We start from the raw sequence: 13,585 nt of genomic DNA, 5'->3' as shown, positions 1-13,585 counted from the left end.
CGGTTTCGCCGCCCCCCTTTTGCCGGGAACGTGCCCATGATCCGCCCGCTGATCGCCCTTGTCCTGACGCTGTGCCTGGCCCTTCCGGCCGCCGCCAATCCCGCGTTGGAGGCGGTGATCGCGCAGAACCTGGACCAGATCGAAAAACCCTCGCGCCGCACGGTCGGGCCGCTGGTGGCCGAGATCGCCGCCACCGGACCCGAGGGGCTGGCGCTGCTGTCTGCCTGGGCCAACCGCGCGCTTGGCGTGACCGATGACGGGCGGCTGCTGATCGTGGATGGCGACAGCGCCCGCGACGCCGCGACCGGCGCGGCGGTGCCGGGCGCCGATCCGAAGATGCTGCGCCCCAATTCCGGCGTGCGCGGCGTCATCGAATCGGCCCTGGTCGCGGGCGAGATTTCCAGCCCCGATCCGGCCCGCCGTGCCGCCGCCCTGGCCAGCATCGCCCGCGACGGCACCGCCGATCATCTGGAGGCGCTTCGTGCATCACCGCCCGAACAGGATCCGGCGCTTGCTGCGCAGCGCGACCGCGTGACCACCCTGCTGGCGATTCGCTTCGACCCCGACCCGGCGGCCCGAGTCGCGGCCATCGACAGCCTGGCGGGCGATGTGGGGCTGGATTTCCGCGCCGCGCTGAACCCGCTGCTGGCGACGACGCGCATCGCCTCGGCCACCGAACCGCAGGCCAATATCGCCCGCGAAATGACCATCGGCGGCGATTTCCCGCGAGAGGCCGCCATCGCCCTGCTGACCGCGAACGGCACGCTGCAACCCCGCCTGACCCCCGCCGATCAGCGCAACGCCCTGGCCGCCAATATCGTGGCCGGCGCGGTCGGCGGCGTCCCCGTCGCCGATCTGGACGACCCCGCGGCCCGCGACCGCGCCTATGAGGCGCTGGAGGCCGCAGGCGCCGCTCCCCCCGCCGCCACCGATGCCGAGGCCGAAGCCGCCCTGGCCGCGAACCGCTTCTTCGAGGTCTATGCCGAACCCGATCCCGCCGTGACGGATGCCGCCCGCGCCGCCGAACGGCGCGCGCAGGTGCGGCTGGCGGCGATGACCGGGATCGACCTGGGGCTGGACGCGCTGTCGCTGGCCTCGATCTATTTCCTGGCGGCGATCGGGCTGGCGATCACCTTCGGCGTGATGCGCGTCATCAACATGGCGCATGGCGAATTCATCATGATGGGCGCCTATACCGGCTATGTCACCCAGACGCTGATCGCCGACCGCACCCTGTCGCTGGTCGTCGCGCTGCCGCTGGCCTTCGCCGTGACCTTCGGGGCGGGGGTGCTGCTGTATCGCCTGGTCATCCGGCATCTGGCGAACCGCCCGCTGGAGACGCTGCTGGCGACCTTCGGCGTCTCCATCGCGCTGCAACAGCTGGCCAAGAACATCTTCGGCACCCAGGCCCGGCCGCTGACCGCGCCCGCCTGGCTGGAAGGCGCGATCACCGTGAACGACGTGATCTCGATCTCCTCGATCCGGGTGGCGATCTTCGTGCTGGCCCTGCTGTTCCTGGGCCTGTTCCTGTTCATCATGAAGCGCACCCGGCTGGGGCTGGAGGTTCGCGCCGTGACCCAGAACCCCGGCATGGCGGCATCGATGGGAATCAACCCCGACCGCATCGCCATGATGACCTTCGGCCTCGGGTCGGGCATCGCGGGGATCGCGGGCGTCGCCATCGGCCTCTTCGCGCAGGTCACCTCCGAACTGGGCCAGCAATACATCGTGCAGAGCTTCATGACCGTGGTCGTGGGCGGGGTCGGCACTATCTGGGGCACGCTGGCGGGCGCGGGGCTGATCGGCGTGGTGTCCAAGGTGATCGAGTCCTTCAACCCCTCGAACACGCTGGCGGCGCAGACCTTCATGATCCTGTTCATCGTGATCTTCATCCAGTTCCGTCCGCGCGGCATCATCCCGCAGCGCGGTCGCGCAGCCGAGGCGTGACATGACCCGCAAACCCTTCATCCTGAAGAATCCCTCGATCCTGATCGTGCTGGCGGTGCTGGCGGTGTTCACGGTCGCCGTCACGCTGCTTGGTCCTGCCCATGGCAGCGGGGCGGTGCCCACCTCGATGGTCAAGGTGCTGGGCAAGACGCTGTGCCTGGCGCTGGCGGCGGTGGCGATGGATCTGGTCTGGGGATACCTGGGCATCCTGTCGCTGGGGCAGATGGCCTTCTTCGCGCTTGGCGGCTATCTGATCGGGCAATGGCTGATGTATGCGCGCACCGAAGCCATCGTCGCCGCCAGCATGGCCCGGAACCCGATCCCGCCCACGCCTGCCGAATTGCAGGAGGGCGTCGCCAACCAGATCTTCGGCGTGGTCGGATCGTCGGACCTGCCGCTGGTCTGGTCCTTCGCCCATTCGCTGCCGCTGCAACTGCTGCTGGTCGTCGCGGTGCCGGGCCTGCTGGCCCTGGTCTTCGGCTGGCTGGCCTTCCGCAGCCGCGTCAACGGCGTCTACCTGTCGATCCTGACCCAGGCGATGACCCTGGCCCTGGCGCTGTGGCTGTTCCAGAACGACAGCGGCTTTCGCGGCAATAACGGTCTGTCGGGCTTGCAGAACATCCCCGGCCTGGACGGGGTCGATCAGGCCACGCTGTCGGTCTGGTTCCTGTGGGCCTCGGCCGCCGCGCTCGGGCTGGCCTATGTCCTGGCCGCCTGGGTGGTCAGCGGCAAGTTCGGCAGCGTGATCCGCGCCATCCGCGACGACGAGACCCGCGTCCGCTTCCTGGGCTATCCGGTCGAGCGCTTCAAGCTGGCCGTCTTCACCCTGGCCGCGATGCTGACCGCTGTTGCCGGGGCGCTGTATTATCCGCAGGCCGGGATCATCAACCCGGCGGAACTGATGCCCATCGCCTCGATCTATCTGGCGGTCTGGGTCGCCATCGGCGGGCGCGGCAGGCTGTATGGCGCGATCATCGGCGCGGTGGTCGTGTCGCTGCTGTCAAGCTGGTTCACCGGCGGGCGGGCGCCCGCGATCCGCCTGCCGGGATACACGGTCAACTGGGTGGACTGGTGGCAGGTGGCGCTTGGCCTGGGCTTCGTGCTGGTCACGCTGTTCGCGCCCCAGGGCATCGCGGGCCTCTTCGACCGCCTGTCCCCGCTACGCCGCGTCCCCGCCCCCGAACCGCAGGCCAAGGAGGCCCAGGCATGAGCGCGCTCTTGGAGGTGGACGGGATTTCCGTCAGCTTCGACGGCTTCCGGGCCATCGACAACCTGTCCTTCAACATCGGCGCGACGGAACTGCGCGCGGTGATCGGCCCGAACGGCGCGGGCAAGACCACCTTCATGGACATCGTGACCGGCAAGACCCGCCCCGACGCGGGCGACGTGACCTTCGGGACGCCGCCGAAATCCCTGCTGCGCATGAACGAGGCACAGATCGCCCGCGAGGGCATCGGCCGCAAGTTCCAGCGCCCCACCGTCTTCGAGGATCAGACCGTCGCGGACAACCTGACCATGGCGCTGAAGGCCAAGCGCAGCCCCTTTGCGGTGCTGGGCTGGCGGCCCTCGGCAGAGTCGCAGGCCCGCGTGGCCGAACTGGCCTCGGACGTGGGCCTTGCCCCGCAGATCGCGCGCAAGGCGGGCGAACTGTCGCACGGCCAGAAGCAATGGCTGGAGATCGGGATGCTGCTGGCCCAGGAACCCCGCCTGCTGCTGGTCGACGAACCCGCCGCCGGGATGACGCTGGCGGAACGCGAGCAGACCACGGCGCTGCTGGTCCGGCTGGCCGAGAGTCGCGCGGTGGTGGTGGTGGAACATGACATGGATTTCGTGCGCCGCCTGAACTGCAAGGTGACGGTGCTGCACCAGGGCGCCGTCCTGGCCGAGGGGTCGCTGGACCATGTGACCCGCAATCCCGACGTGATCGAAGTCTATCTGGGGCGCTGAGAAATGCTGGAAGCCACGAACCTGACCCTGCATTACGGCGGCAGCCAGATCCTGCACGGCATCGACATTACCGCCCGCGCCGGCAGCGTGACCTGCGTGATGGGCAACAACGGCGTGGGCAAGACCTCGCTGATGGCGCTGCTGGCCGGGCGCCATCCCCGCTCGGGCGGGACGATCCGGCTGGACGGGCGCGAACTGGGCCGGGTGACGGCGCAGCAGATGGCGCGGCTGGGGGTGGGCTATGTCCCGCAGGGCCGGGCGATCTTTCCGATGCTCACCGTTCGCGAGAACATGGAAACCGGATTCGCCTGCCTGCCCCGCGCCGAACGCCGCATCCCCGACGAGATCTTCGACAGCTTCCCCGTTCTGGCCCAGATGGCGCAGCGGCGCGGCGGCGACCTGTCCGGCGGACAACAGCAGCAGCTTGCAATCGCCCGCGCGCTGATCACCCGGCCGCGCATCCTGCTCCTGGACGAACCGACCGAGGGCATCCAGCCCAACATCATCGCCCAGATCGGCCGCGTCATCGCCGCGCTGCGCGACCGGGGCGACATGGCCATCGTGCTGGTCGAACAGTATTTCGACTTCGCCTGGGATCTGGGCGACGATTTCCTGGTTCTGGAACGCGGCCGCGCCGTCATGCAGGGCGCCAAGGCCAGCCTGCGCCGCGCCGACCTGCACGCCCGGCTGGCGGGTCACGCGGCGGCATAGCGCCTTACACCCGCCGCATCGCCCCGCCGCATCGCCCCTCTGTGGCCCCTGCCGACGGCATCGGCCCGCCACCGCGCGTCACCGCATCCGCGACCGCAGCAGATCCACGGCGACGAATCCCGCCAGGCTGACCCCCAGCACCGGCAGCGCCCAGCCCAGGCCGATGGCCGCCGCGACCCACAGGATCCGCTGGCCGGGCGACAGGCGGCGCCAGCTTGCCGACAACGGCTCGGCCGCGAAGGGGCGGCGGGACCACCACATCCGATAGCCACAGACGATCATCACCATCAGCCCCGCCGCGACCAGGGCCATCAGGATCTGGTTGGGCAGCCCGAACAGCACGCCCATATGCGCGTCGATGCCCCAGCGGATCAGCTTGGGAACCAGGGTGAAACTGGCGAAATCGGCGCGGCTGGTGATCTGCATGGTGTCGGGGTGGATCGCCACGGTATCGACCTGGGTGGGCCAGCTTCGGTCGTATTCGCGCACCACCCAGGCCTGTTGGGGCTTGGGCAGGCGGATCTCGAACCGGGGCGCGTCGATGCCGCCGGCCTGCGCGGCGGCGGCCACGGCGTCCAGCTGGTCCAGGCGATCCTCTCGGGCGGCGGGGTCGTGATGCAGGGGGGCGCCGTGATCGCCATGTTCGGATGCCGCGACCGGCGGTCCGGACAGGGCCGCGCTGGCCGAGGGCGTCTTCCAGCCAAGCCGGGTTTGCAGCGTCTCGAATCGGGCGCCCGCCTGCTGCGACCAGGTCAGGCCGGTGATCGACACGAACAGCAGCACGACCGACAGCACGGCGCCGATGGTCCCGTGCAAGGCAGGGTCGCAGGCGCCGGCGCAGGGCGACAGCGATGCCAGAAGCACCCGCCACCGCGCAAGCCGCATCTTGCCGCAGCAGCCTATCGCTTGCGTTCCCAGCGGCCCGATTCCTCGGACCAGTATTCGGCGGCGACGCCCGCGCCGGTCAGCGCGCGCCACTGGTCGCGCGCCCGCGCCGTGGCCGCCGCGTCGCCGCCGTCGAAGATGATGCAGGCGCGTTCCAGACCCTCGCATTCGGCGGGCGCGACCTCGGCCCCGTCAAGCGCCATCAGGCAGGCGGGGCGGTTCGCCGCCCCCTGCCCGGCCGCCCCCTGCCCGGCCGCCCCCTGTCCGGCCGCCCCCTGTCCGGTCACCGTGAGCAGCACCGGCTGGCGCGCGTCATGCGGCCCGCCCGCCAGCCCGTGCGGCAGGAAGCCGTCGCCCTGCCACAGATGCAGATCCAGCCGCTCCATCCGCGCCGGATCCGTGCCGCGCAGTTCCACATGCCAGCCCGCCGCCAGCGACTTGCCGATCAGCACCGGCAGCAGGCTTTCCGCCGGGGACCGGGTCAGGTGATAGAACAGCGCGTTGCCCACCGGGGCTATTTCGCCTCGTAGCGGTCGCGGATCAGGCGATCCAGCGTCATCACGCCCCAGCCGGTCGCGCCCTTGGGGGCCAGGTCGGTCGCGCCGGGCGGCAGGGCCACGCCCGCGATGTCGATATGCGCCCAGGGGGTATCCTTGCGGATGAAGCGTTGCAGGAACTGCGCCGCCGTGATCGACCCCGCCGCGCGGCCGCCGGTGTTCTTCATGTCGGCCAGCCGCGACTTGATCAGCTTGTCATAGGGCTGGCCCAGCGGCAGACGCCAGGCGCCCTCGCCCTCGGCCTTCGCGGCATCCAGGATGTGATCGGCCAGCCTGTCGTCATTGGCGAAGACGCCCGCATTGTCATGGCCAAGGGCGATGATGACGGCGCCGGTCAGCGTCGCCAGGTCGATCACGGCCGAGGGATCGAAGCGCGTCTGCGCATACCACAGCACGTCGGCCAGGACCAAACGGCCCTCGGCATCGGTGTTGATGACCTCGATCGTGTCGCCCTTCATGGAACGGACGATGTCGCCCGGACGCTGCGCCTTGCCGTCGGGCATGTTTTCCACCAGCCCCACCAGGCCCACGACATTGGCCCTGGCGCGGCGCAGCGCCAGCGTGCGCATCACGCCCGCCACCACGGCCGCGCCGCCCATGTCCATGGTCATCTCCTCCATCCCCGCGGCGGGCTTGATGGAGATGCCGCCGGTGTCGAAGACCACGCCCTTGCCCACCAGGGCCAGCGGCGCCTGATCGCCGCCGCCGTTCCAGCGCATCACCACGACCTTGGAGGGGCTTTCCGACCCCTGCCCCACGGCCAGCAGCGCGCGCATCCCCAGTTCGGCAAGCCGGTCCTCCTCCAGCACCTCGACGGTCAGGCCGATCTCCTCCATCGCCTTCAGGCGGTCGGCGAAATCGGTGGTGGTCAGGACATTGGCGGGTTCGTTGACCAGATCGCGGGTGAAGAACACGCCCTCGGCCACGGCCGCGGCGTCCTGGGCGGATTTCGCCAGGGCTTCGGGATCGGCGGCCATGAAGGTGACGCGGGCCTTTTCGCTGACCGGCTCGGACGGGGTTTCGGGCGCACTGTCGGCCTGGGCATCGGCCAGCACGGCATTGTCCGCCCCGCGCGTGATGCTTTGCGGGATCGGGTCGGCGCCCGTCTCCCCCTCGCCCTCGACGGGCTTGGTCTGATAGACGGAAAAGTCGTATCCGCGCAGCGCGATGCCCAGCGCCACCTCGTTCGCCAGCGGATGCCCGCCCGCCAGGACCAGCGTATGGGCGCGGCCCAGCTTGGCGCCGATGGCCGCGCCCGCCTTGCGCGCCTGGGCCACCGTCGCGTCGTCGGGCAGCGCGACCAGGGTCAGCGCATCGGCCTGCATTCCCGCCGGGAAGGCCAGTTCCAGCGCCGCGCCGGGCTTCAGCGCGCGGCCTGCCTTGGATTCCATCGCCCGCCGGGCCGCCGCCAGCGCCGCGTCGGGCAAGCCCGGCGGCAGGCCGGCGCCCGGCGCGACGATCATCGCCACCCGGCCCTGATGCCCGGCCAGCCGGTCGGCGGCGATTTCGGTGAAGGTGATTTCGACGGGGTGGGTCATGGCGTCCTCATCATTCTGCGCAAGAAAGCCTAGACGCCCCGCGCACCCTTTTCCAGAGCCGCCCTTGCCGCTAAGCAAGACGTGACCAGCGAAGGACAATTCCCGCCACATGCCCCGGATCGACCGCTATATCCTTGGCCAACTGCTGACCCTGTTCGGGTTCTTCGCCCTGGTGCTGGTGTCGGTCTATTGGATCAACCGGGCGGTCAGCCTGTTCGACGACTTGCTGGGCGACGGGCGGACCGCGCTTGTGGTGCTGGAATTCACGGCGCTGACGCTGCCCCTGGTGATCTCGGTCGTGCTGCCGGTCGCGGCCTTCGCGGCGACGGCCTATGGCACCAACCGCATGTCCGGGGAGTCGGAACTGGTGGCGATGCAGGCGGCGGGGCTGTCGCCCTGGCGGTTGGCGCGGCCGGTGCTGGTCTTCGGCGTCTTCGTGGGGCTGATGGTGGCGGTGCTGGTCCACGGGCTTGTGCCGATGGCCCGCGCCCGGCTGGCCGACCGGCAGGCCGAACTGGCCCAGGACGTGACCGAACAGTTCCTGCGCCCCGGCAGCTTCCAGTATCCGGCGGACGGCATCACCCTGTTCATCCGCGCCATCGCCGCTGACGGCCGCCTGCTGGATCTGTTCATCGAGGATGCACGCGATCCCGCCAACCAGATGATCTATACCTCCGAGGAAGCCCTGGTCGTGCGCGCCGAAACCGGGCCGGTGCTGATCCTGCTGCGCGGCATGTCGCAGAACCTGCGCCAGTCGGGCGACCGGCAGTCGCTGGCGGTCACGCGGTTCCAGGAATTCAGCTATGACATCGGCGCCCTGCTGACCGGCGGCGGCCAGAAGGGCCGCGACCTGCGCGACTATGGCACCCTGCGGCTGCTCAATCCCGATGCCGGGCTGCTGGCCGCGACCGGCGCCGCCGCCCCCGACGCCCGGCGCGAGGCGCACGAGCGGATCGCCCAGCCGCTGCTGTCGCCCATCGCCGCGATGATCGGCTTCGCCACGCTGCTGGTCGGCGGCTATTCGCGCTTCGGCGTCTGGCGGCAGATCCTGTGGGCGGTCCTGGGGCTGATCGTTGTGCAGTTCCTGACCAATGCCGCGGCCAACCAGGCGGGGCGCGACCCGACGCTGTGGCCGCTGCTGTATCTGCCGGCGGCGGTGGGCGCGGTGATGTGCTGCGGGCTTTTGTGGCTGGCCGGCAGGCCGCGCCCCCCGAGGGAACGGGGGGCGGCGGCATGATCCTGGCCCGCTATGTCGCGCGCCGCTTCCTGCGGTCCTTCGTCACCATCGCCGGGGTGTTCCTGCTGATCCTGCTGCTGATCGACATGATCGAGATGATCCGCCGCTTCTCGGACCGCGACATCGGCCTGGCGGGCGCCCTGGGGCTGGCGGGGCTGAACGTCGCCTCCAGCTTCTATTCGATCCTGCCGCTGCTGACGGTGCTGGCGGGGATCGCGCTGTTTTTGAACCTGGCGCGGACGTCGGAAATGGTGGCGATCCGCGCGTCCGGGCGGTCGGCGCTGAAGGTCGTGACCGCGCCCGCCGTCGCCGCCGTGCTGGTCGGCGCGCTGACGGTGGCCTTCCTGAACCCGCTGGTCGCGGTGACGGGCGCACGCTATGACGAGGCGGTGGCCCGCATCGAAAGCGACAGCCGCCAGACCGTCTCGGTCGGCGGCAGCGCCGTCTGGCTGCGCCAGGCCGTGATCGAGGATTCCCAGGAATCCGGCCAGATCGTGATCCGCGCCCGCCGCGCCAGCCCCGACGCGACGACGCTTTACGAGGCGACCTTCATGGTCTTCGACGAAGCCCAGGGTCCGGTCCGCCGGATCGAGGCGCGCGAGGCCCGGCTGGTGCCCGGCCATTGGGAATTGTCCGACATCCGCGACTATCCCCTGTCCGATCCCAACCCCCAGGCCGCCGCCACCTCGGCCCTTCGGCTGGATCTGGCCTCGGACCTGACCGCGCAGCGCATCCGCGAAGGCTTCGGCCGCCCCGAGGCGGTGCCGGTCTGGCAGTTGCCGGGTTTCATCGCGGGCCTGGAACGGGCGGGCTTTTCGGCGGCGCGCCACAAGGTCTGGTTGCAGATGGAACTGGCCCGGCCCTTCCTGATGGGCGCCATGGTGCTGATCGCCGCCGCCTTCACCATGCAGCATGTCCGGGGCCGCAACACCGGCGGCGCGGTGCTGCTGGCCTTCGGGGCGGGGATCGGGCTGTTCTTCCTGCGCAATCTGGCGCAGGTTCTGGGCGATAACGGGCAGGTGCCGCCATGGCTTGCCGGATGGACGCCGCCGCTGGTCGGCGGGCTTCTGGCCATGGCGCTGATCCTGGCCCGAGAGGATGGATGACCCCCGCCATGCGCCATAGCTTCGCCGCCCTGTTGATGCTGCTGCCGGGCATGGCGCTTGGCCAGACGATCCTGACCCAGGATCCGGGCCTGGGCGCGGGCAGCCTGAGCGGGCCAGGCACCTTCCGCTGGAATGACGAGGCCGCGCTGGCCCCCACCGCCGCCCCGCTGGGCAACAGCATCCTGGGCGACCGCACCCCCGACGCCGCGTCCCTGCAGGCCGAGTCCCCCGATGCCGACGTGACCCTGCCCGGCCGCCCGGCGGCGGACGGCCCCGCCGACGATGCGGCGACGGTGCTGGCCGACAGCATGGTCCTGCAAGGCGACCGGACGCTGATCGCGGCGGGGGGCGTCGTCGTCTGGTATCAGGGCGCCCGGCTGGTGGCGTCGCGCATCGTCGTGGACGGACCGTCCGGCAGCCTGACCATCGAAGGCCCGATCCACCTGTCCCGCCCCGGCGCGGCGGATCCCGACGCCGAGGCCGTGCTGATCGCCGACAGCGGCCAGCTTGACCGCGAATTGCAGGACGGCATCATCCGCGGCGCCCGGCTGGTGCTGGCCCGCGAATTGCAGCTGGCCGCGACGGAACTGACGCGGACCGGCAACGGCCGGACCACCACCCTGCGCCAGGTCGTCGCCTCAAGCTGCCAGGTCTGCGCCGGCGATCCGACCCCACTGTGGGAGATTCGCGCCCGGTCCATCACCCATGACGCCGAAACCCGGCTGCTGACCTTCGACCATCCGCAATTCCGCGCCTTCGGCGTGCCGCTGGCCGCCGCGCCCTTTGCCGTGACCGCGCCGGATCCGACGGTGGAACGGCGCAGCGGCGTCCTGCGGCCGGAATTCCGCACCACCTCGGGGCTGGGGTTCGGGATCAAGCTGCCCTATTTCATCACCCTGGGCGATCATGCCGATGTGACGGTCACGCCCTATCTCTCGGCCAGCCGGACGCGGACGCTGGAACTGCGCTATCGCCAGGCCTGGTCGAATGCCGTGACCGAATGGAACGGCGCGATCAGCCGCGACGACATCCGGCCGGACGAAACGCGCGGCTATCTGTTCGGCAACGCGCTGATCGGCCTGCCGCGCGGCTATCGCCTGGGCGTGCAGGTGCAGACCGCGTCCGACCGGGGCTATCTGCTGGATTACGACATCACCGAGGCCGACCGGCTGTGGAGCGGCTTCACCCTGGACCGCGTGACCCGCGACAAGCTGTTCTTCGGCCGGGTCGGCAACTACCATTCCCTGCGCGACGACGAAAACAACAGCACCTCGCCCGCGCAGGTGGCCGATGTGATCTGGCAGCGCCGCTTCACCCCCGGCTATATCGGCGGGCAGGCGCTGCTGGAATGGTCGGTCCATGCGCATCGCCGCCCCTCGGACGAGGACCGGGAGGGGCGCGACATGGCCCGCGCCTCGGTCGGGCTGGACTGGCGCCGCAGCGAGATCCTGCCCGGCGGCGTGGTGGGCGCGGCCCTGGCCGGGATCGACGCAGACATCTATCGCATCGCCCAGGACAGCGATTATGACGACCTGGTGGCCCGCGCCGACCCGATGCTGGGCGTGGAACTGCGCTGGCCCCTGATCGGCGGCAGCGACGGCGCGACCCATCTGGTCGAACCCGTCGCGCAGATCCTGTATTCCCCGTCCGGCACCGACGACGACATCCCGAACGAGGACAGCCGCCTGATCGAATTCGACGAAGGCAACCTGTTTTCCGACAACCGCTTTCCCGGCTGGGACGCGCGCGAGGGGGGACTGCGCGCCAACCTGGGCGTCACCTGGACGCGGATCGACCCGACCGGCTGGTCGCTGGCCCTGACCGGCGGCCGCGTGTTGCGCGCCGATCCCGAACGCGCATTTCCGCCCGGATCGGCGCTGTCGGCCACCCGGTCGGACTGGCTGGTCGCGGCGCAATACGACAGCGGCACCGGTCTTGCCCTGGCGAACCGGGCGCTGTTCGACGACGGCCTGGATCTGTCGCGCAACGAATTGCGGCTGGGCTGGCTGCGGCCCGACCTGCAACTGTCGGCGGGCCATCTGTGGCTGGACGGCGACGCGCAACAGCCGGAACGGCCCGAGATCAGCGAACTGGTCGCCAATATCGGCTGGCAGATCCGCGACGGCTGGTGGGGCAATGCCGAAACCCGCTATGATTTCGACGCCGACCAGGCGCAGCGGGCGTCGCTGGATCTGACCTATCGCAACGAATGCCTGACGGTCGAGATGGGCGTCTCGCGCCGGTTCACCAGTTCAGACAGCGTGCGCCCGGAAACCAGCCTGGGCCTGTCGGTCCGGCTGGGCGGGTTCGGAATGCAGGAAGACTTGCCGGGCACGGTGGCGCGCCGGTCCTGCTTGCGCTAATCTCGCGCCAAGAAACGAACCTATGGGGCAGCAGATGCGGCATTTCCTTTCCGGCCTCGCCTTGGCGGCGACCCTCGCGGCGCCCGCGCCGGTCCTGGCGCAGGGCCTGTTCGAGCCGGTGGTCTATATCAACAACGCCGCCGTCACCCGCTATGAGGTGCAGCAGCGCCAGAAGTTCATGCAGATCCTGGGCGCGCCGGGCACCACGGAACAGGACGCGCAGCAGGCGCTGATCGACGACCGGCTGCGCAATCATGCCGCCCGCCAACTGGGCATCGTCCCGACCGAGGAAGGGCTGCAAAACGGGCTGGAGGAATTCGCCAGCCGCGCCGGCCTGTCGGCCGCCGAATTCACCGCCGCCCTGGAAAACGCCGGGGTCGAGCCGCAGGCCTATCGCGATTTCGTCAGTGCGGGCCTGGTCTGGCGGTCGGTGGTCCGCGAACGCGTGGTGCCGCGCATCAAGGTCTCGGACGCCGAGGTGGACCAGGAATTGCGCCGCCAGGTCGAAACGCCGATCCTGTCGCGGGTGCTGATTTCCGAACTGATCATCCCCGCCCCGCCGGGCCAGGAACAGCAGGCCCTGAACCTGGGCCGCCAGATCGCCGGGGCGAACCTGTCCTCGGACCAGTTCGAGGATGCGGCGCGGCAATATTCCGCCGCCGACTCGGCCCGATCGGGCGGGCGGCTGGCCTGGGTCGACATCGACAACCTGCCCCCCAGCCTGCGCCCGGTCATCACCGCGCTGCAACCGGGCCAGACGACCCAGCCGCTGACGGTCGAGGGCGCGGTGGTGCTGTTTCACATGCGCGACAGCCAGGGCACGCTGCGCCCCGGCGCGACCGACCAGGTGATCGACTATGCGACCCTGCGCCTGCCCACGGCCACGGACGCGGCGACGCTGGGCGCGCGGACGCGGTCCTGCGACGACCTTTACATCCAGGCCGGCGCGCAGGCGGGGCAGGTGCAGCGCCAGACCGTGCCGCAAGGCGCGATCCCGACCCTGGTCGCGCAGCGCCTGGCGACCCTCGACCGCGACGAAACCGGCGTGGTCGATTACGGCAACGCCGCCGATCTGGTGATACTGTGTTCGCGTCAGCCCGCCCTGGTCGCCGACATGGCCGAGGTTCCCACCACCGCCCTGCCCGAAGACGGGGTCGAGGCCGCGGTGCCGGATGCGGACGCCCTGCCGAACCGCGAGGCCGTGCGCGACCAGATCTTCAACCGCAAGGCCAATGCCGCCGCCGAGGCCTATCTGGCCGAACTGCGCGCCGACGCCATCATCCGCCGCCCGTGA

Annotated in this window: 11 protein-coding genes; 8 read left to right on the top strand and 3 right to left on the bottom strand. The window is 70.3% G+C overall.

Annotated elements, in window-relative coordinates:
- Positions 1-39 precede the first annotated feature (39 nt).
- Genes urtB through urtE form a run of 4 tightly spaced genes read left to right on the top strand, consistent with a single transcriptional unit; the run spans position 40 to position 4,605 of the window.
- The gene (urtB, locus tag PXD02_RS03075; RefSeq protein WP_473092067.1) at positions 40-1,947 is read left to right on the top strand and encodes an urea ABC transporter permease subunit UrtB; all 1,908 of its coding nucleotides are present in this window, start codon (positions 40-42) and stop codon (positions 1,945-1,947) included.
- Position 1,948: 1 nt separating this feature from the next.
- Positions 1,949-3,157 carry an urea ABC transporter permease subunit UrtC gene (urtC, locus tag PXD02_RS03070; protein WP_275105495.1) on the top strand — a complete coding sequence of 403 codons (1,209 nt, stop codon included), beginning with the start codon at positions 1,949-1,951 and terminating at the stop codon, positions 3,155-3,157.
- Positions 3,154-3,894, top strand: a complete 741-nt coding sequence (urtD, locus tag PXD02_RS03065) for an urea ABC transporter ATP-binding protein UrtD (protein WP_275105494.1) — start codon at positions 3,154-3,156, stop codon at positions 3,892-3,894. Before urtC ends, urtD begins: the two co-directional genes overlap by 4 nt.
- A 3-nt stretch (positions 3,895-3,897) precedes the next feature.
- Positions 3,898-4,605 carry an urea ABC transporter ATP-binding subunit UrtE gene (gene urtE, locus PXD02_RS03060; RefSeq protein ID WP_275105493.1) on the top strand — a complete coding sequence of 236 codons (708 nt, stop codon included), beginning with the start codon at positions 3,898-3,900 and terminating at the stop codon, positions 4,603-4,605.
- Between the two features lie 78 nt (positions 4,606-4,683).
- Here the strand turns inward: urtE and PXD02_RS03055 are convergent, their stop codons facing one another.
- Genes PXD02_RS03055 through PXD02_RS03045 form a run of 3 tightly spaced genes read right to left on the bottom strand, consistent with a single transcriptional unit; the run spans position 4,684 to position 7,585 of the window.
- Entirely contained in the window at positions 4,684-5,583 is a 900-nt protein-coding gene (locus tag PXD02_RS03055; RefSeq protein WP_275105492.1) for a PepSY-associated TM helix domain-containing protein, read from the bottom strand.
- A complete protein-coding gene (locus PXD02_RS03050) occupies positions 5,505-5,999 on the bottom strand; it encodes a DNA polymerase III subunit chi (protein WP_275105491.1) in 495 nt (164 codons plus the stop codon). Before PXD02_RS03050 ends, PXD02_RS03055 begins: the two co-directional genes overlap by 79 nt.
- 5 nt (positions 6,000-6,004) lie before the next feature.
- Complete coding sequence (locus PXD02_RS03045) at positions 6,005-7,585, bottom strand: leucyl aminopeptidase (protein ID WP_275105490.1); 1,581 nt, start codon at positions 7,583-7,585, stop codon at positions 6,005-6,007.
- A 109-nt stretch (positions 7,586-7,694) separates the two neighbouring features.
- Between PXD02_RS03045 and lptF the strand changes: the two genes are divergently transcribed.
- Genes lptF through PXD02_RS03025 form a run of 4 tightly spaced genes read left to right on the top strand, consistent with a single transcriptional unit; the run spans position 7,695 to position 13,585 of the window.
- Positions 7,695-8,822 (top strand): LPS export ABC transporter permease LptF, encoded by a 1,128-nt coding sequence (gene lptF, locus PXD02_RS03040; RefSeq protein ID WP_275105489.1) that lies wholly within the window; start codon positions 7,695-7,697, stop codon positions 8,820-8,822.
- Positions 8,819-9,928: an LPS export ABC transporter permease LptG gene (lptG, locus tag PXD02_RS03035; RefSeq protein ID WP_275105488.1), complete on the top strand. Its 1,110-nt coding sequence runs from the start codon at positions 8,819-8,821 to the stop codon at positions 9,926-9,928. The genes lptF and lptG overlap by 4 nt, the downstream gene beginning before the upstream one ends.
- A complete protein-coding gene (locus PXD02_RS03030) occupies positions 9,925-12,291 on the top strand; it encodes an LPS-assembly protein LptD (protein WP_275105487.1) in 2,367 nt (788 codons plus the stop codon). Before lptG ends, PXD02_RS03030 begins: the two co-directional genes overlap by 4 nt.
- 34 nt (positions 12,292-12,325) lie before the next feature.
- Positions 12,326-13,585: a peptidylprolyl isomerase gene (locus PXD02_RS03025; RefSeq protein WP_275105486.1), complete on the top strand. Its 1,260-nt coding sequence runs from the start codon at positions 12,326-12,328 to the stop codon at positions 13,583-13,585.

This window comes from Paracoccus sp. S3-43 (assembly GCF_029027965.1).
Classification (GTDB): domain Bacteria; phylum Pseudomonadota; class Alphaproteobacteria; order Rhodobacterales; family Rhodobacteraceae; genus Paracoccus.
This window is presented reverse-complemented; position numbering and strand designations above follow the sequence as displayed.